The organism is Halovulum sp. GXIMD14793, assembly GCF_054457435.1.
Window position 1 is genome coordinate 1 of the sequence record NZ_JBTLNE010000029.1, and the last position, 18951, is coordinate 18951.

Consider the following 18951-nt stretch of genomic DNA (forward strand, 5'->3'; position numbering starts at 1 on the left):
GTCAGCAGACCACCTCCAAGGGCACGCTCATGCGTCAGATCCAGCCGGAATGAAGACAGGGTCCGGCTGGAGGCGTTGATGACAATCTTGGCCACACGATCCTCATTTTGGCGAAACTCCAGCGTGCCGGACAGCGTCGTCTTGCTATCACGCCCCCGATGCAGCAGCCGCGACAACGACACCCGTGCTTCCTTAACCCAGCCATCGGACGGGATGAAGCTGATGGTGCCAAAGCTCGACAGCGCATATTTGGACTGCATGTACCGCGCGGAAAACTCCCACGGACCATAGGGCAGGCGCAGCCCTGCCTCGATCCGCTGCGTGGCATAATCCCCATCCCGCGTATCAAACGGGAACGTCTCGGTGCCCCGCGAATAGCCAAAGGACCAGGTCTCGTTCAGCCCCAGAAGATGATCCACCGTCACATCAACCGTTCCCGAATAGGTCGACAGGATCGTCTCGTCCTCCGGGTTGGTGGCATCCCGGCGCGATCCGTAATTGTTGGCCCCGACGCGCAAGGTCCAGGGCTTCTTCGCTGTGGCGGTGATATCCAGAACCGACCCGCCCTCAGCCTCACCGGCAGAGATTTCCATCTCTGCCTCATAGGCTGGCATGCGCCGGATCGTATCAAGACCCTGTTCAACCTTGCGCAACTGCACAGGTTCGCCGACCAGACGCGGGAACACGATATGTTGCCAGCGGCGGTTTGGCTTGCCATTGAAGCGGATCGCCTCCAACTGGCCCTCAACCACTGCGATATCCAGCACCCGGTCTGCGATGCTCTGCTCCGGCAGATAGGCCCGTGCGGTGACATAGCCCTTCTCGACATAGGCCAGCGTCACAGCTTCAAGCGCGCCGTTCAGCCCCTCAATGCCAAGGCATTGCCCTTCGAACGGCGCCAGAGCCGTACGGATACCCGCCGCCGACAAAAGCGTCACGCCCGTTGTCTCGATCCGGTCAATCGGCAGGCAGGTCTGGGATATACCCGGCCCGGCCAGACAACAGACGAGCGCGGCGACCGCGCCCGAACGCCTCATTCCTGTGCGGCCTCGGCCACACGTGCCTCTGTCCAGGCACGCGCCTTGTCCTGTGCACCCGCCACAGCCTCGGCCGTCATCCGCGCCTCAAGCTCATCGAGCAACGTGCCCGCCGCAGGCAGCCCCCGCACCACTGCAAGCGAGGCATACATATACGCCGTCTCGTCATCCGGCGCGGCCTTCGAGGCCTCTACCCGCGCATATTCATACATCGCCAAAGCATTGCCGCGATCCGCCGCATTCAGAAGATGCTTCGCCGCCGCTTCCGTATCGCCTCGGCTCAGGTAGTGCTGACCCAGGACATTCAACGCCAGAACAGACCCCTGGCCAGCCGCCTGTTCGATCAGCGCCAGGCCACGTTGTTCATCCTTGTCGATGCCGCGCCCGGCCTGCAGTGCCAGCCCGCAGTTCAACTGACCATCCGGATCACCCGCCGCCGCCGCCGCACATAACAATCGAGTACCCTCGGCATAGTTCCGCAACAGCACCCGGCCTTCATGATACATCAACCCCAGCCGCGCCTGAGCCCGCGAAGACCCCTTCTCGGCCCCAGCCGCATAAAGGTTCGCCGCCCGCATCTCATCCTGTTCGGTGCCAAGCCCCATCTCGAACAACCGCCCAAGATAAAACGCCCCATCCGCCTCACCAGCATCATACGCTTCCGCAAATGCCTGCGCCGCAGACGAAACATCTCCATCATTCAAAAGCGCAAGACCACCAGCAACATCCCCACGCGCAACACTCACAAATAAAACGGCCGCAAAGACCGCTCCAAAACAAACTCTCTTCATAAGAATCCCCACCCAGCAAATAGGTTTGTTTCAGCGGTATTTGCTAAACATCACATCAAACAAAAATGCAAGCAGCAAGCAGACCCGACTGCGACATTAATCACTAGCGCACATCAAACGGATCACATCGATACCACTGTTATCCTTCGGACGGACAACTAAGCATTTCCGGCGGGAATAGGCGTGCACGTAGCCAATAATATTGCCAAACCGCTGGCATGCTCCAACCGGACGACCCGGTTTTCAGGGAGCTGAACAGATCTAAGAACATTCTTGATTGACCCCACTGCCCATTAAGTTAAGTTTGCGCGTGTCAGGGGCGCTGAGAGGCTGAGATGTACCCTTTGAACCTGAACCAGATAATGCTGGCGGAGGGAGACAAGATCAGGCCGTTTCGGGCTGTCGCGTCTTTCTTTGCCTTGAACAAGGAAAGAGCTGATGACACCGAATGCTGCTCTGGAGCAATTGCGTGCGAAGACCCCGCTCGTGCATTGTATAACCAACTATGTTGCCATGAACATCGCCGCGAATGTGACGCTTGCTGCGGGTGCGTCACCGGCCATGATCCACGCCATTGAAGAGGTTGCTGACTTCGCACCGATTGCCGGTGCGCTGACAATCAATATCGGGACGTTGTCCCCTTCCTGGGTCGAAGCCATGAAGGCTGCGGCAACGGCGGCGCGGGGTGCGCGCGTGCCATGGGTGTTCGATCCGGTTGCGCACTTCGCAACGCCGTACAGGGCTCAGACAGCGCAACATCTGCTTGCCCTGCAACCAGATATCGTTCGGGGGAATGCCTCAGAGATCATCGCACTTGCTGGTGGTGCAGGCTCTGGCCAGGGTGCGGACAGCGGTGACAGTGTCGCAGATGCGCAGTCGTCCGCAGAGACATTGGCCCGGAACCAAGGAAGCGTTGTGGCCGTGTCCGGGCCAGAGGATTTCATCACAGACGGCAAGCGCAACGTACTTGTCAGCGGTGGTTCAGCCGTGATGCCTAAGATCACTGCTTTGGGATGTTCACTAACAGCTTTGGTCGGGGCTTATGCCGCTGTTGCGCCAAGCCTGGTTGCCACGATCGCGGCTTTCCTCCACTTTGCTGAGGCCGGTGCTTGGGCTGAACCACGATCTGATGGTCCCGGCAGCTTTCTTGTAGCATTTCTGGATCGATTGCACAGCCTGCAACCAGGTGATCTGAACGAAGCGCGTGTCACATGGATGTAAGACCGGACTCTTTGCGTCTTTATCTTGTCACGGATCCCGGTCTCTGCCCTGGACCTGCCCTGCTTGACACGGTGGCCGCCGCGGTTCGCGGCGGGGTGAGCTTTGTGCAGTTGCGCGACAAGAACGTATCGACCCAGGCACGTGTTGAAGCGGCCCGCGCCCTGAAACAGTGCCTTAAAGATACTGGCGTGCCCCTGGTCATCAATGACGATCTTGAGGCCGCGATCGCGGCTGATGTCGACGGGGTTCATATCGGTCAGGATGATGTAGGGCCGGTCGAGGCCCGCGCGCGTCTGGGTCCCGATCGTATAATCGGATTGTCTTGCGACAGCACAGCGCAGGTGTTGGCCGCCGACCCAAAAGTGATCGACTATCTGGGCCTTGGGACTGTGTTTCCCACAGCGACCAAAACGGATCACAAACCCACGATTGGCCTGTCAGGATTGGCCGAGATGGCGCGTCTGTCCAAGCTGCCTTCCGTCGCCATCGGTGGGCTTAAAGCCAAGCATGCCGCCGCAGTGCTTAAAGCAGGCTGCGACGGCATTGCTGTGGTGTCGGCCATTTGCGGACAGACGGCCCCGGAAGAGGCCGCAAGATCAATGATCCAAGCGCTTAATGGAAACAGGGACATCAACCAATGATCAAGAACGTACTGACCATAGCAGGGTCTGATCCATCCGGTGGCGCAGGCATTCAGGCCGACCTGAAAGCCTTTGCTGCCAATGGGGTGTACGGGATGGCTGCGCTGACGGCGCTAACCGCCCAAAATACGCAAGGTGTCAGCGGGGTCGAACTGATCTCTCCCGGCTTTGTGAAATCCCAGATCGAGATGGTTTTTGCAGACATCCACGTTCATGCGGTGAAGATCGGAATGATTGCCACCGCCGAAATCGCAACTGCGGTGGCCGAGGCCCTTTCAGATCACCGCGATATTCCTATCCTGCTGGACCCGGTGATGGTCGCCAAAGGCGGTGCGCCGCTTTTGCAAGATGATGCGATGGAGGTTTTGCGCACAGCGCTTGTTCCGATGGCAACGCTGATCACACCGAATTTGCCCGAGGCCGCACGCCTCCTGATGACAGAGGAGGCAAGCAGCCGCGATGCGATGGCTGACCAGGCGCGTGCATTGATAACGCTTGGGCCGCAGGCCACCCTCATCAAGGGCGGTCACATGACCACAGACGAAAGCCCCGATGTGCTGTTTGCTGACAATGGTCTGCACTGGTTCGAGGGGAAACGCACCGCAACCAAAAACACCCACGGCACGGGTTGCACGCTGTCATCTGCACTTGCCGCACAGCTGGCGAAAGGGATGTCGGCGCTTGAGGCCGTTGAAAAAGCCAAAGGTTATGTTTCGGGCGCGATTGCCGCCGCCGACGCACTGACCGTTGGGAAAGGCCATGGGCCGGTTCACCACTATTTCGATCTTTGGAAGGACTGAAAATGATCAAAGATATCGACCAACAAACAGTACTCGTTACTGGCGCGGGGCGCGGATTGGGCGCAGCAATCGCAACCGCTTTTGCCCGGGAAGGGGCGCGTGTTGTGATCAACTATCGTCAAAGCAAGGAAGCCGCTGAAGCACTCGCCGCGTCGCTGGGTGACCAGGTCATCGCGCTGCAAGCCGATGTTCAAGATATGGATGCTGTGAAACAGATGGTCTCGCTTGCCACTGAGCAGATGGGACCAATAACAACGGTCGTTCATAACGCGCTGTCGGATTACAGCTTCAACGTAGACGCGCGCGCCACGGTAGAAACCATATCGGCGTCAGAAATGGTAGCTCAGCATAGCACTGCGGTGCTTGGCGCATTGAACGTGATCCAGGCAACTGTTCCGGCCATGGCTGAAGCGCAGTTCGGTCGCGTGATCACCATCGGGACCAACCTTGTCCAGAACCCGGTTGTACCCTACCACGACTACACCTCGGCCAAATCTGCATTGCTTGCTTTGACCCGCACGACTGCCGCAGAGCTTGGCCCCAAAGGCATTACTGTAAACATGGTCTCTGGCGGCTTGTTGCGCAGCACGGATGCAAGCTCGGCCACGCCCCCGGAGGTCTTCGACTATATCGCGGGTGTTACGCCACTACGAACCGTTACCACCCCTGCGGAAGCTGCTGACGCCGTGTTGTTCTTCGCCAGTCCCTGGGCACGGGCGGTAACCGGGCAAAACCTCATTGTGGATGGCGGACTCGTCTTCGGATAGGAAATTCGGGTCCCCAATTCGACGCAACGGAACGCTTGGCGGCATCATTTGAGCACACGCAAGCCTACAGCTTGGGGGTGCTATTGAGACGGCCGATATCATTCACCGTATAATAGTGTGATAAGATGCTTAAGGCCTCCGGCTCTGGTCGAACGGTCTGCCACGCCATCATGGCGACACCCAGCATGCGCGGCATGAGCATGGGCCAAATCTGATCATCCTGCGTTGTAAACTCTGACCAGAAGGCACCCTGCACACCGATAATCTGGTCGGCAAGCGCCGGGTCTGGCGCGGGGTCCCACGACACCGTATCGGGCAAATCAACAAAAGCAGCCCAACTCGCCCCCCAGTCATCCGGGTCGTCGGTATGGGCCATGTCGAGATAGACATGCTGAGCCGGGGTCATGACCACGTCATATCCCGCGCGCGCGGCTTCCAAGCCGGGGCCTTGGCCTGTCCAGCTAAACAGGATCGCGTTGTTGCCAATGCCGCCATTGCACCCTTGCGCTGCTTCTTCCCATGCCGCGGGGCGAAGGCCATTTCCGGCGGCATACGCGGCCAGTTTCTCAATGGTCCAGCCTTGCAGGTCTTGCGTCGTGACAAGGCCGTGCTTGTCCATCAAAGCCTTCGCGCGGGGGCTGTGCATCCAGGTGTCCTCGGGCAACTCATCACAGCCGAGATGCAAGTGCTTGAATGGGAACAGCGCGCCAATTTCATCAACGATTTTTTCGAGTATTTCCCAGGTCCGCGGCATTGCAGGGTTCAGGACATTTGCAGCGTATCCCTGGACCGAGGTTTCGGTGCCCGTGTCATCCGGATCGCGCGTGTCGGGATAAAGGACAGCAAGGGCAAGTGCGTGGGCCGGGGCTTCGATCTCAGGCAATACTTCGATATTCAGCGCAGCCGCATGACGGATGATCTCGCGGACGGTGCCCTGAGAGTAAATTCCACCCTGCACAGGCGCGCCAGCAAAGAGCGCGGGCAGCAACTGCCCCTCGCCACGAAAGGTAAGGTTCTGTGCAAGCTCTGGCAGTGTTTCAAGTGGGATCCGGAACGCCTCATCATCGGCGAAGTGCCAATGAAACCGGTTAAGCTTTAGCATCGCCATCAGGTCAAGCAGGGACGTGATGGTCTGCGGCTCATAGAAATGCCGCGCGGTATCAAGGTGCTGGCCCCGCCAGGCAAATCTGGGCGCATCATAGATTTCGCCACACGGCAGGGGGCCATGGCGCAGCAATGTCAGCAAGGTGATACCCGCATAAAACTGTCCGCCGTAAGATGAGGCAAAGATCGAAATTCGATCTTCATCAATGACGATCCGATAAGCATCTAACGGAAGCGCCTCATGCTTTGTCACCGTTGGATATGTTCCGCGAAAATGCAGGTTCTGACGATCCGCCAGCTCAGCCACTGCGGCCAGTGCGTCACCTGCGATGCTGATGCCGTTAATCTTGATCCGCTCGCCCGTTGCGGCCCAGCGTTCGGGTTGTGGCACGATGGGCAGCAACGCGTGTTCGGGCGGCTCCTTGTGTTCTGGCACATGGCGACCTGCGGGCGTTGCCGAAAGCACGATCACATCGTCGCCGAGGCGCAAATAAGGCCCAAGCGGCATCCAGGCGCGATTTGTTGGCCTGTTCCCGCGGGTATACTGTATCTTAATCGTGTGGGTGCTGCCTGCGGGCATATTTGGCAGAGCGATTTCGGTATAACTACCCACAGCTTTCTGCAACCTGCCGCCGTCGACGGGTGCCATGGGTGCCATTCCGGAAAAGCAGAACACCGCGTCTTCCAGCGCACGGTCTGCGATTAGGGTGCAAATCATAAGGTCACCCTCTATGCGGCAATCATATTGCATGTCAGTCCAATCGCAGTTTAGAGACGAAGTCGTAGACATCCGAGCGGTAGAATCCGCTGGTAAATTCGATAGGCCGCCCGCTTGAAAGATAGGCTGTACGCTCGATTTGCAGCACTGCGGTCCCCTCAGCCAGATCAAGGTGACGCGCGACTGGTCCGGGTGCGTTGACGGCCGTAACGCGTTGCATCGCGCGGGTCAGCGCCTTGCCGCGCGCCCGCAGTACTTCGTAAAGCGAGGTCTGCACCTTGTCGGGCCGTGGCAGCACATCTTCGGGCAGCGAAGAATGCTCAAGCGCCATTGGTACATCATCACCGCGCCGCAGCCGGTGGACCCGGGCCACCCGATGATGAGGCAACAGGCCCAGAACCATCGTCTCGGCAGCAGTCGGGCGGAAGATTCCGTTCGAGAGAACTTCGCTGGTCGAAACGATTCCGCGCGCTTGCAGGTTTTCTGTGAATGACACCAGCGATGACAGTGACTGCTCGAACCGTTCGCCACCACCGCGAACGAAAGAGCCCGCACCCTGGCGTTGTTCGATCAGCCCGTCCAGCACCAGCTCCGCGATTGCCTTGCGCACTGTTACACGGCTGACCTGGGCGAGCGTCGCAATATCACGCTCGGACGGGAGTTGATCGTCGGCAACCAGTGTGCCGGCGGTTATCAAGCCGCTGATATGACGGCGAAGTTGCTTGTAGCGCGGACCGCGGCTCGGCTGAAACCACTTACCCTGATCAAGCTCAGCCATGAAATCCGACAACATGCTCGCCTTTCTTTTGATGGTAACGTGGTATCGTACTTTAATACCAATGCAAACCAATTCTGACGAGTTTCGCCCATGCACTACATATAACCAACTGTAATATATGCAAAAATGAGACACGCAGTAATTTGGTATTATAATGGTAGCACAATTGGACTTTCGCGCTAATCTACTTGGAGCAGATCGATTCGAGACGATCTTGACGGGGGTGGATGATAAAGATGGCAGAAGCATCTGAGAAAGACAGTGCTTTCCCGCTTGCAAGCAAAAAATCCAAAACACTGTCCGAATCTGTCTTTGCATGGCTTTTGATTGGCCCGGCCATGCTGTTCATCGTTGTAATCGTTGCCTGGCCGCTGGCCGAGACCATCCGCCTGTCATTTATGGAAGCCCGGATTGGTGGTGAAAAATACGTGGGCTTCGCAAACTATGAAGACCTGGTCGAAAGCCGCAAATTCCATCAGACCATCGTCCGGACCTTCTATTGGATGTTTCTGTCGGTCGCGCTGAAACTTGTCCTTGGGCTGATCGGCGCAACCTTGCTGAACGCCGCTGTCCCCGGTCGCGGGCTGTTTCGGGTACTTGTGATGCCACCCTGGATTATTCCGATAGCAATCGGGATGATCGGCTGGCTGTGGCTTTATAACGGCTACTTTGGCGTCTTGTCGGGCACGATGATGTCGCTGGGGATCACAGACGCGCCGTTTGAGTTTCTGGCCTACAAAGGCTCAGCTTTCTATTCCGCTATCGTTGCCGATGTATGGGTTGGCACACCCATGGTAACGCTTTTCTTTCTGGCAGCGATGCAGGGTGTCAGCCGGGACCTCTATGAAGCGGCTTGGGTGGATGGTGCAGGTCGCTGGTACCGCTTTCGTCGGATCACGATCCCGCAAATCATGCCAGTGATTGTATCCATGTCGCTTTTGTCGGCGATCTTCACCTTCAACAGTTTTGAGATCATCTGGATCCTGACTGAGGGCGGTCCGCGCGGCGCAACTACCACATTGATTGTGGACACCTACAAGACTGCGATCGGCAACTTCAAGTTCGGAGAAGGCTCTGCACGGGCCGTGATCATTGTGATCCTGCTTGGTCTGTTTTCGATCCTGTATCTTAACGTGCTCAAGTTCGTAAACCGGAAGTACGGAACCAAGTAAGATGATGGACAAATACACAAAGTTGCAGATGGTAGGCATTTATGCTGCGATCACTGTGTTCCTGATCTTTATCCTGCTGCCGTTCTTTGAAATGTTCATGGCGTCCTTGCGCCCACTGGAGCATTTGTTCCGCAGTCCCTACCAGTTCTGGTCAGACGACTTCAGTTTTCAGGCCTATCGGGACATGTGGGAGACGGTGCCGCTTTTGGGACGCTATATCTTCAACTCGGTCTTTATCGCCAGCGCCGTGACTCTGATCACGATGGTTATGGTGGTGCCAGCGGCCTACGCATATGCGCGCCTGGATTTTCCTTTCAAGAACGGCTCGCTTGCCATCTTTCTGGGTGTGAATATGTTTACCGGCGCGGTCCTGTTGATCCCGCTTTATCGCGTTTTGCGTTCCATGGGCTTCCTGAACACCTATTGGGCGATGATCATTCCCGGTGTCGCGTTTCTGATTCCGACCGGCATCTGGCTGTTGCGGTCGTATCTGGAAAAAATCCCGCGTGAACTGGAAGAGGCCGCATATGTCGATGGCGCATCGCGGATGTATACCTTGCGCCGTGTGGTGCTGCCGCTTGCCACGCCGGGTCTGATCGTTGTGGGTACTGCGGTTTTCATAGGTGCATATGCGCAGCAGTTCCTGTTTGCGATCACGTTCAATCAGCAACGAGAGCTGCAACCCCTGCCCGCCGGACTGTTTGAGTTTATCGGCTATCAGGATGTAACCTGGAACCAGATGATGGCCGCTGCCCTGACGGGCATTCTGCCGGTGCTGGTCATCTTTTTTTTCCTGCAAAAATACCTCGTGGCCGGTCTGACGGCTGGTGCGGTCAAAGAATAACCAAAATCCAACAAAGGGAGACTATGATGAAACTCACGAAAATGACACTTGGCGCAGCGCTTTTGTCCTGCGGGGCGGGCATGGCACTTGCAGACGGCGATGCGACCGAGTTGCACTTCATCATGTGCGGTGGCGAAGTTCGCGAGGCTGATCAGGCGGTTGCCGATCAGTTTATGGCCGACAATGAAGGCGTGACCGTCAATCTTGAGGCCGTGCCCTGGGGCACCTGTCAGGACAAGTCCCTGACGTTGGCCGCTGCCGGTGATCCGCCATCCATCGCATATATGGGCTCGCGCACTTTGCAGCAATTGGCCAACAACGATCTGATCGTACCTGCTACAATTGACCCTGAAGCGCCTTACCAGCCTGGTGTTCTGAAAACAGTGACCATTGAGGGCGTGACATGGGGCTACCCCCACGCATTTTCTACCAAGGCGCTTTATATCAATTGTGGGATCATCGAAGCCTCGGGACAGGAATGCGTCGCACCGAAAACATGGGACGAGATGTACACCATGGCCAAAGGTGTCGTGGATAACACCGATGTCGCTGGTGTCGGTCTTGCTGGTAAAGACTTCGACAACACAATGCACCAGTTCCTGAACTACCTCTACTCCAATGGTGGTGCCGTGATCGACCCGAAAACAGGCGAGAACCTGCTCGACAGTCAGCAGACCCGCGAAACGCTGGAATTCTACGGCAAGCTTGCAACCGTCGCCCAGGAAGGCCCGACTGCGTGGGAACGTGACCAGCTGAAGGACCTGTTCAATGATGGCAAGATCGCCATGTATGTGCAGGGCCCATGGGGCTACGGCCAGCATAATGAGGATATCAACCAACTGGTCGCCCGGGTGCCCGCGGGTCCATCCGGTGAAAGCGGTTCGATCCTGATCACAGACTCGATCGTTGTCTTCAAAGGTTCCGGCCACGAAGAGCTGGCGCATGATCTGGCCAAGCGTATCACGTCGGGTGATGCACAATACGACCTCGATAGCTCTTGGGGTCTGACACCGATCTATGACTACGCTGCAATGGGCAAAGAAGATCTTTACTACGCATCCGGCATCTGGCCGAACTTTACCGCATCGATTTCGATCGGCGGCCCAGAGCCAATCGTGGAAGACTTCAAGTCTTTGCAATCCGTCTTCACTAATATGGTGCAGGGGATCATCCTTCAGGATGACACCGTGGACAATCTGGTAACGATCGCAGCCGAAGAGCTGGACGAAGCCCTTTAGTAAGCCCCCGACCCCGGGTGGCCTGACTTTGGGTTGCCCGGGGATTTTATTTATCCACCAGTACAGAACGGTTTGACGGACAAATGGCGACGCTTTCCCTAGATGCCATCAACAAATCATTTGGCGCCGCCAAGGTGCTGCATGACATCAGCCTTGCGATTGATGACAAAGAATTCGTTGTCTTTGTCGGGCCATCGGGTTGCGGCAAGTCAACCTTGTTACGGATCATCGCTGGTCTTGAAGAGGCCACAGACGGGTCTATCCTGATCGGCGGCGAAGATGTCAGCAAAGCACCACCGGTTGAGCGCGGCATATCGATGGTATTCCAGTCCTATGCGCTTTATCCGCATCTGAGCGTCTATGAAAACATCGCTTTCCCGCTGCGCGTTCAAAAACTTGCCAAGGCGGATTTGGATGCACGTGTCCAACGCGCCGCCAATATCCTGCAACTGACAGATAAGCTGTTCCTTAAGCCTGGCCAGCTTTCCGGTGGGCAGCGCCAGCGCGTGGCAATCGGCCGCTCTATTGTGCGCAACCCCAAGGTATTCCTGTTTGACGAGCCGCTATCCAATCTGGATGCGGCCCTGCGCAGCGACATGCGCGTAGAGCTTAGTCAGCTGCATCGCAGCCTTGATGCCACCATGGTCTACGTGACCCACGATCAAGTAGAGGCGATGACAATGGCCGACCGGATTGTCGTCCTGAATGCCGGGCGTGTTGAGCAATTCGGTAGCCCCATGGAACTCTACCATCATCCCAGGACCAAGTTTGTGGCCAAGTTCATTGGCCAACCCAACATGAACCTGATCCCAGCCACAATCGAGGCCGTCGATCCCACTGGGGTCAAGGTGGCGCTAAGCGGTGGCCATCAAATGGTGCTGCCCGTGGACAGCAGTACCGCAGCAGTTGGTGATCAGGTCGAGGTCGGCATCCGGCCAGAGCATGTGCAGATAGGTGGCAACGGATTTGAGATTTCGGTCAACGTGCTTGAGCGGCTTGGCGGTGTATCAATTACCTATGGCACCATCGGCGATGGTACGCGTTTCTGCGCATCCCTGCCCGGGGATGCAAGGATCACGGAAGGCGCGCCCATAACGCTCGAGGTGCCGCCGGAAGCCTGTCACGTTTTTGATGCTGCTGGCGACGTATTACGCCGCAAGTCCAACCCTGAAGTTTTCGCCTAAGGACCAAGTTATGAAAATTGCTACAGCAGGTATCGGATTGCGGGCCGCGCATATCCTTTCAATCGTGAAAGAAGCAATGCCAGAGGCAAAGTTGGTAGGTTACTACGATCCGAATTCGACGCTGACGCTGGGTATGGGCGGCCCCACGCTCAGCGAAGAAGATGTCATGTCGCTGATACCTGATCAGGTTTTCCCCGGATATCCCGACGTGCCCAAGATCAAGCAGCTGCAAATGGGCTTTGCCGCTTGCGCTAAAATGCGCCGCGAGACGCCGCGCTTTGATGACCTGGAACAGATGTTGGCCGAGACCAAGCCTGACCTTTTCTTTGTCGGTTCCCCTAACTGCTTTCACCTTGAGCATATCAAGATTGGCCTGAAGGCTGGTGTGCGCATCTTTGCCGAAAAGCCAGTCGTGACCACAAAAGAAGAAACGATGGAGTTGGCCGAACTTCTGGCGGAGCATGGCACAGATCGTGTGATGGTTGGGTTGGTGCTGCGATATTCCCAGCATGCAGTTGATCTGCGTGCGGTCCTGGACGACCTCGGGCCGATCGTCTCGCTTGAGGCGAACGAGCATATTGCCCCTTATCACGGTGCATTCTTCATGCGTGACTGGCGGCGGATGGTATCCTGGTCGGGCGGTTTCATGTTGGAAAAATGCTGCCATGACCTCGATATTTACAACATGGTGACAGGTTCGCGTCCGACAAAGGTCGCAAGCTTTGGCGGACGCAAATCTTTTGTTCCGGCCAATTCGCCCAGTGAGAACATCGAAAACGAAATCATGCACCACAAATCCTCGGTCTGGAATGCGATTGACGACGCCTTCCATTCGGATGGCGATATCATCGACTTTCAGACGGCACTTTTGCAGTACGAGAGTGGCGCGTCGCTTACGTTTCATACCAACCTGAATGTTCCGGACGAACATCGCCGCTTTTGCGTGATGGGCACGCATGGCATGGCTGAGGGTGATTTTGTCCGCGGCTATTTGAAGGCCACCGCCCGTGATGGGTCTGTGATAGCCGATCATGACTATACGCAGATGGACGAGGCGCGGGCGTCTTCGCACTATGGCGCTGATCACATGATGGTCGATGACATCGTCGCCTTTCTGCGTGGGGAGACCGACAGCCTGCCAGTGGGCGTGGTCGATGCCCTTGAGGCGGGGCTTGTTGCCATGGCGCTGGATGAGGCGCGGATCAGCGGCGGGATCGTCGACCTTAGCGAAACCTGGCGCGAGTTTGACCAATATGGGCTGAGAGCATGACGCACGAAAACAAAACGCCTGGCAGCCTGATGGCCAGGGAGGCTGCGCAAAGCCTTCAGGTGTTTGCCGCATCTGCGACCCAATCGGCGCCAGCAGGTATTCAGTTACCCAAAGCGATCTATACCATCGCGCGCGGCTCATCCGATGCTGCAGCGAATATCCTGTCCTATGAATTCATGCGTGAGCTTGCTGTCCCAATGACCTCTTTGCCGCCGTCTGTGTTTTCGCTGGGCAAAGGCATTGCCATGGAGGGAACGGCGGCCCTGGTCATCAGCCAATCGGGGGCAAGCCATGACCTTGTCCTATCAGCCAAAGGGGCGGCGAGGGCAGGCGCGACGGTGCTGGCCCTGACGAATCAACCCGGCAGTGCCGTGGAAGATGCAGCGGACGTGACGCTGTCGGGCGGTGCCGGACCAGAGCTGGCGGTTCCAGCAACCAAATCCGTGATCGGGTCGGTGGCTGCGGGCATGGCTTTGCTGGCCAGCTTCAAGCCATCCTATCATGAAAAGGCGCAGGTGGCGGCCCGCGCACTTGCCAAGATGCCTTTGCAGCATCCCCGGGCAACTGAATTGCAATCATCGTTTGAGCGCGCACGTCATGTCTATGTGATCGGACGTGATACCGGGTATGGGGCCGCACATGAGATTGCGCTGAAACTCAAAGAATGTTGCACGATCCATGCCGAGGCCTATTCAAGCTCAGAGGTGTTGCATGGCCCGTTGCAGCTGGCGACCAAACCGCTGATGGTTCTGATGCTGGATACCGGGCTTGCTGAAATACAGGACAGCCTCAACCAGGCAGAAGCGCGGTTCAGGCAAGCAGGGTGCGATGTACAGCGCATTCGCGTTAGCGATGTCGGATTGGATGACATTGCGCCTGCCGCAGCTGCCGCCGCTTTGCTTGCCATGATGTATCCCGTCATCCTTAGCACCGGACTGGCATTGGGGCTGGACCCCGACGCGCCCGAAACCCTTTCCAAGGTCACGCAGACAACATGACAGATGACTTGCATAAATGGGCAACATGGCAGGAGATCCACCGCCAGCCTGACATCTGGCGCGGCTGGGCGACCAAGCTGGACGTCGCCGGTTTGCGGGCCTGGATCGCTGCCCAGACTTTTGACGAGGTCTGGTTCTGCGGCGCAGGCACCAGCGCCTATATCGGGGATATTCTTGCGGCGTCGATCAGGGGAGTGCGCGCGATCCCGACGACCGATATTGTCGCCAGCCCTGCGCATCTGTTGTCAGGTGTCCGGCCACTGGTGGTCAGTTTTGGACGTTCGGGCAACAGCACGGAAAGCATCGGCACCCTTGATGCCCTTGATGTGTTGGCCCCCGATGCGCCGCGCCTGAACATCACCTGCAACAAAGATGGCGCGTTGGCCACTCGTGGTTCAAAGGCACCAACGCAAGTGATCGTGCTGCCCGGCGCGACCCATGATGCGGGTTTTGCCATGACGTCGAGCTTTTCAACGATGTTGCTGACCGCGTTAGCGCTTTTTGATACCCCCTGCGACCTGCCGCGACGTCTGGGCCAACTGGCGGATCAGCTTCAGCGCCTGCTGCCGGTTTTTGCATCCGCAAAACGTCCTGAGCGGGCCGTTTATGTAGGCTCCGGCCCCCTTACCTTTGCTGCTCGCGAAGCGGCTTTGAAGGTCATGGAACTGTCGGCCGGACAAATCCCGGCGCTGTGGGACAGCACGCTGGGTTTCAGGCATGGACCGAAGTCCTTTGTCACCGATGCAGCCAATGTCACTGTCTTTCTAAGCCCGGATGAGCCAGCGCATTCATATGACAGCGATCTGATCGCCGAATTACAGACCCAGTTCCCGAATTCGCATGTGCAGAGCATCGGACCGGGCGGTGATATTGACCTATCCTTGCCGTTTGGAGCAGCATGGGCTGCCCCGCTTTTCGTTGCATCTGCGCAGGTACAAGGCGTAATCTGGGCGCATGAGCTTGGTCTGAATGTGGATGATCCGTTTACCGGTCAAGGAACACTAAGCCGGGTTGTCTCGGGCGTGAAGCTTTACCCGGTGACCGCATGACAGCGGTTGGTATAGATCTGGGCGGCACAAAGATCGAAACGCAGATCTTTGATGACGCATGGTCGGTCGTAGCGCGCCAGCGGAACGATACGCCCCGCAGCTACCCTGACCTGCTGAGGGCTGTTGTCGAACAGATCAAATGGGGTATCGCGCAGGCCGGCGCAGATGCTCCGGTTGGCATTGGTGCCGCAGGTTTGGTCAATCCTTTGGACGGATTGGCTTCAACAGCCAATCTTGTTGCGACAGGCCAGCCCTTTCCGAAGGATATTGCCGATGCCGCGGGGCACCCGATCACCTATATGAACGATTGCAGAGCGCTGGCGCTGTCCGAGGCGGTTTTCGGGCTGGGTAAGGGGTATCGCACCGTCATGGCTCTGATCCTCGGGACAGGAGTTGGCGGTGGCATCTGCGTTGATCAAAGGCTTTTGCAAGGCCCGACCCTGACAGGTGGGGAGTTCGGCCACATCTCTGCACCTGCACATCTGGTTGTCCAGCATGGTTTGCCAGTGATGCAATGCGGCTGCGGACGGATAGGATGCATTGAGGCCTATGTCTCCGGGCCGGGACTGACACGCCTAGCAAAGCACATTACCGGGCAGGATGTCACACCTCCTCAGATTGCGGCTGAGCGTAAGGGCGCAATGGCAAAGGTCTGGCATATCTGGTGCGCGCTGACGGCGGATTTGCTGCATGCGCTGACAATGACTGTCGATCCTGATCTGATCGTGCTGGGCGGTGGACTGACGAAAATCGATGGTTTGACACAGGACCTGACGCATGCGGCGCAGCAAGCGCAACTTGCCGGGTTTGCGACGCCTGCCCTAGCCTTGGCTGAGGGTGGTGACACAAGCGGTGCGCGCGGTGCGGCTTATGCCGCCTGGCAGGAACAGCAAGATGACTGAAGTTTTGCGCGAAGTCATCAGGCGCAATCGCGCTGGCCAGCCTGTCGCAATACCATCTGTATGCTCTGCGCAACCCGACGTGCTGCGCGCCTCCATGGCGCTGGCCCAACGCCTGGATCGCCAGATCGTGATCGAGGCGACATCAAATCAGGTCAATCAGGAGGGCGGTTATACCGGCATGACGCCCACTGATTTCATTCAGTTCGTCAATGCTCTTGCCGACAACAGTGGTACAGATCGTGCACGACTGATTTTTGGGGGTGACCACCTTGGACCGCAGGCATGGCGCGCACTTGACGCCGACGCCGCGATGGCCAAGGCGGATGTCTTGGTGCGTGATTACGTGGCTGCAGGGTTCGGAAAGATACACCTGGACTGCTCGGAAGGATGCGCCGGAGAGCCCGCGCAATTGGGCGATGAGGTCACGGCAGCCCGCTCCGCCCGATTGGCACGGGTCTGCTGCGACGAAACCGCCGATCTGCTTTTTGTCGTAGGCACCGAAGTGCCGCCCCCGGGGGGGGCGCGTGTTGATGAAGATGGTGACATTCCACCGACATCGCCCAATGCCGCACGACAAACGCTGGCAGCGCATGATGCGGCATTTGAAGACATGGCCGAAAAAATTGGCGGCCTAGTGGTACAGCCGGGTGTTGAGTTCAGTCCGACCGCAGTGCATGCGCTGCCGATGGACCGGGACCCGGGTTTGATCAATGCCTTGCAGCAACACCCTGATGTCTGTCTTGAGGCGCATTCGACCGACTATCAGGACCCGGCCGTTTACCCGCGCCTTGCCCAACTCGGTTTCGCGTTCCAAAAGGTCGGCCCGGCCCTGACATTTGCTTATCGCAAGGCGCTTTATGCACTAGACCGACTGCGCGATGACAAAGGCGCCCTGCAGGCGACGATGGAGGCGGTGATGACAAACGATCCCTCTATGTGGCAGGGCCACTACCAAGGCGACGCAGAAGCACTCTATAGCCAGCGTCACTTTGGATTGGCTGATCGCATTCGCTATTATTGGCCCCAGGCAAAGGCAAAAGCAGCCGTGCGCGATCTGCTGGCTGCGTTTACGCGCCCAATTGCAGACACAGACCTTGCACGCGTTTTCGATACCGCTGTCCTTGATCGGGTCGACGCCCTGCAAGGGACACAGGCTCAGCGTTTGATTGACGCGCAAATCGAATGCGCATTGGCCCCCTATTTCTTTGAGAAGACAGTATGACAGAGACATGGATCGCTGCAGAGCAGTTGTTTGACGGCCAGACCCTGAAAACGGGCCATGCCATCCGCATTGTTGATAACCGCGTGGTGGAGGTTGCGCCTGCGCCAGGCACCGCCCCCGTGATCAAGGGATGCCTGACCCCAGGATTTGTCGATTTGCAAGTGAATGGCGGTGGCGGTGTGATGCTGAACACAACCCCAACAAGGGAAGGTATGGCGGCCATTGCCGCTGCGCACCGGCGCTTTGGCACTGTCGCCATAATGCCAACGGTCATTACCGATGCCCCTGACGTACTCGACCGCGCGGCCGAGGCGGCGATTGAAGCGCGGCATGATAAAGGGATCGTGGGGCTACATATCGAGGGGCCACATATCTCCGCCCCGCGCCGGGGCACCCATAGCGGCGACTACATTCGCAAGCTTGATGACCGGACAATGGATCTGGTTGCGCGCCTGCGGCTTCACAGCATTGCCGTGATGATCACCGTCGCCCCAGAGTCGGCGACGAATGAACAGATCGCAAAGCTATCTGACATGGGGGCTGTCGTCTCCATCGGGCACACGGATGCTGGCGCAGATGTGGTTGAAGCCGCAATCGCGGCTGGGGCGATATGTGCCACACATCTTTTCAATGCGATGTCACAGATGATGGGCCGTGAGCCCGGCGCTGTTGGGGCCGTCATCAATTCACACCTAAAAGCCGGCATCATTTGTGACGGACATCATGTTGATGACAGGATGATCGCCCTGGCATTGCGGGCGCGCCCGGCCAAAGATCTGATGTTTCTGGTTTCCGATTCAATGGCAACCGTTGGCGGCCCCGAACACTTTGATCTTTATGGTCAGGAGGTGCACCTTGAAAATGGCTGTCTGATCAACACGGAAGGCAGCCTTGCGGGCGCGCACATCACTCAGGCCCAAGGCGTTGCGCGATTGGCAAATCATATCGGCATCACGCTGGAAGACGCGCTTCGGATGGCCATAACAATTCCCGCGAAGGTCGTCGGGCAAACTCAGCTGGCAGATATTGTCGGGCGTGATCCGCTTGATCTTTTTGTCATGTCTGAAAATCTGAGCAAGACGTCACCGTTGCAAATGACGTCTCTTAGCTCTCACCAATAACCTTAAGCTGTGCTGAGGCAGACTAACCTTGCTGCTCCGCAAGCCCGTCGCGAACTGCTGTGCAACATTCGCTCGTTGTTCGTGCGAAAAGGTG

At 57.5% G+C, this 18951-nt stretch carries 18 protein-coding genes and 1 riboswitch; of the genes, 14 read left to right on the forward strand and 4 right to left on the reverse strand.

Annotated features, from left to right (window positions below; translation table 11 throughout):
• Positions 1-1037, reverse strand: a 1037-nt coding sequence (locus ACW9UQ_RS09905) for a ShlB/FhaC/HecB family hemolysin secretion/activation protein (RefSeq protein WP_458930859.1), incomplete at its 3' end; no start/stop codon positions are given.
• The gene (locus ACW9UQ_RS09910) at positions 1034-1828 is read right to left on the reverse strand and encodes a tetratricopeptide repeat protein (RefSeq protein ID WP_458930860.1); all 795 of its coding nucleotides are present in this window, start codon (positions 1826-1828) and stop codon (positions 1034-1036) included. The genes ACW9UQ_RS09905 and ACW9UQ_RS09910, both read right to left, overlap by 4 nt.
• 305 nt (positions 1829-2133) lie before the next feature.
• A riboswitch (TPP riboswitch) is annotated at positions 2134-2222 on the forward strand.
• A 44-nt stretch (positions 2223-2266) separates the two neighbouring features.
• Here ACW9UQ_RS09910 and thiM point away from each other — a divergent pair.
• From thiM to ACW9UQ_RS09930, 4 genes are read left to right on the forward strand one after another with little or no spacing between them, the layout of a single operon-like run.
• Positions 2267-3049: a hydroxyethylthiazole kinase gene (thiM, locus tag ACW9UQ_RS09915; RefSeq protein ID WP_458930861.1), complete on the forward strand. Its 783-nt coding sequence runs from the start codon at positions 2267-2269 to the stop codon at positions 3047-3049.
• Positions 3040-3690 (forward strand): thiamine phosphate synthase, encoded by a 651-nt coding sequence (gene thiE, locus ACW9UQ_RS09920; protein ID WP_458930862.1) that lies wholly within the window; start codon positions 3040-3042, stop codon positions 3688-3690. Before thiM ends, thiE begins: the two co-directional genes overlap by 10 nt.
• The gene (gene thiD / locus ACW9UQ_RS09925; protein ID WP_458930863.1) at positions 3687-4490 is read left to right on the forward strand and encodes a bifunctional hydroxymethylpyrimidine kinase/phosphomethylpyrimidine kinase; all 804 of its coding nucleotides are present in this window, start codon (positions 3687-3689) and stop codon (positions 4488-4490) included. Before thiE ends, thiD begins: the two co-directional genes overlap by 4 nt.
• A 2-nt stretch (positions 4491-4492) precedes the next feature.
• Complete coding sequence (locus ACW9UQ_RS09930) at positions 4493-5257, forward strand: 3-oxoacyl-ACP reductase (protein WP_458930864.1); 765 nt, start codon at positions 4493-4495, stop codon at positions 5255-5257.
• Between the two features lie 64 nt (positions 5258-5321).
• Here the strand turns inward: ACW9UQ_RS09930 and ACW9UQ_RS09935 are convergent, their stop codons facing one another.
• Both ACW9UQ_RS09935 and ACW9UQ_RS09940 read right to left on the reverse strand, forming a co-directional pair.
• Complete coding sequence (locus ACW9UQ_RS09935) at positions 5322-7079, reverse strand: beta-N-acetylhexosaminidase (protein ID WP_458930865.1); 1758 nt, start codon at positions 7077-7079, stop codon at positions 5322-5324.
• A gap of 34 nt (positions 7080-7113) precedes the next feature.
• The gene (locus ACW9UQ_RS09940; protein WP_458930866.1) at positions 7114-7869 is read right to left on the reverse strand and encodes a GntR family transcriptional regulator; all 756 of its coding nucleotides are present in this window, start codon (positions 7867-7869) and stop codon (positions 7114-7116) included.
• A gap of 224 nt (positions 7870-8093) precedes the next feature.
• On the opposite strand from ACW9UQ_RS09940, the gene ACW9UQ_RS09945 reads away from it, so the two are divergent.
• From ACW9UQ_RS09945 to nagA, 10 genes are all read left to right on the forward strand, one after another.
• Positions 8094-9029 carry a carbohydrate ABC transporter permease gene (locus ACW9UQ_RS09945; protein WP_458930867.1) on the forward strand — a complete coding sequence of 312 codons (936 nt, stop codon included), beginning with the start codon at positions 8094-8096 and terminating at the stop codon, positions 9027-9029.
• A gap of 28 nt (positions 9030-9057) precedes the next feature.
• Positions 9058-9873: a carbohydrate ABC transporter permease gene (locus tag ACW9UQ_RS09950; RefSeq protein ID WP_458930868.1), complete on the forward strand. Its 816-nt coding sequence runs from the start codon at positions 9058-9060 to the stop codon at positions 9871-9873.
• Positions 9874-9899: 26 nt separating this feature from the next.
• Positions 9900-11111 carry an ABC transporter substrate-binding protein gene (locus tag ACW9UQ_RS09955; RefSeq protein ID WP_458930869.1) on the forward strand — a complete coding sequence of 404 codons (1212 nt, stop codon included), beginning with the start codon at positions 9900-9902 and terminating at the stop codon, positions 11109-11111.
• A gap of 83 nt (positions 11112-11194) precedes the next feature.
• The gene (locus ACW9UQ_RS09960; protein ID WP_458930870.1) at positions 11195-12295 is read left to right on the forward strand and encodes an ABC transporter ATP-binding protein; all 1101 of its coding nucleotides are present in this window, start codon (positions 11195-11197) and stop codon (positions 12293-12295) included.
• 10 nt (positions 12296-12305) lie between these two features.
• Entirely contained in the window at positions 12306-13565 is a 1260-nt protein-coding gene (locus ACW9UQ_RS09965; RefSeq protein ID WP_458930871.1) for a Gfo/Idh/MocA family protein, read from the forward strand.
• Positions 13562-14563 carry an SIS domain-containing protein gene (locus ACW9UQ_RS09970; RefSeq protein ID WP_458930872.1) on the forward strand — a complete coding sequence of 334 codons (1002 nt, stop codon included), beginning with the start codon at positions 13562-13564 and terminating at the stop codon, positions 14561-14563. The genes ACW9UQ_RS09965 and ACW9UQ_RS09970 overlap by 4 nt, the downstream gene beginning before the upstream one ends.
• Positions 14560-15612 carry an SIS domain-containing protein gene (locus tag ACW9UQ_RS09975; protein WP_458930873.1) on the forward strand — a complete coding sequence of 351 codons (1053 nt, stop codon included), beginning with the start codon at positions 14560-14562 and terminating at the stop codon, positions 15610-15612. The genes ACW9UQ_RS09970 and ACW9UQ_RS09975 overlap by 4 nt, the downstream gene beginning before the upstream one ends.
• Complete coding sequence (locus ACW9UQ_RS09980; RefSeq protein WP_458930874.1) at positions 15609-16514, forward strand: ROK family protein; 906 nt, start codon at positions 15609-15611, stop codon at positions 16512-16514. Before ACW9UQ_RS09975 ends, ACW9UQ_RS09980 begins: the two co-directional genes overlap by 4 nt.
• Entirely contained in the window at positions 16507-17736 is a 1230-nt protein-coding gene (locus tag ACW9UQ_RS09985; RefSeq protein WP_458930875.1) for a class II D-tagatose-bisphosphate aldolase non-catalytic subunit, read from the forward strand. Before ACW9UQ_RS09980 ends, ACW9UQ_RS09985 begins: the two co-directional genes overlap by 8 nt.
• Positions 17733-18857 carry an N-acetylglucosamine-6-phosphate deacetylase gene (nagA, locus tag ACW9UQ_RS09990; protein ID WP_458930876.1) on the forward strand — a complete coding sequence of 375 codons (1125 nt, stop codon included), beginning with the start codon at positions 17733-17735 and terminating at the stop codon, positions 18855-18857. Before ACW9UQ_RS09985 ends, nagA begins: the two co-directional genes overlap by 4 nt.
• The last annotated feature ends 94 nt before the right edge of the window (positions 18858-18951 follow it).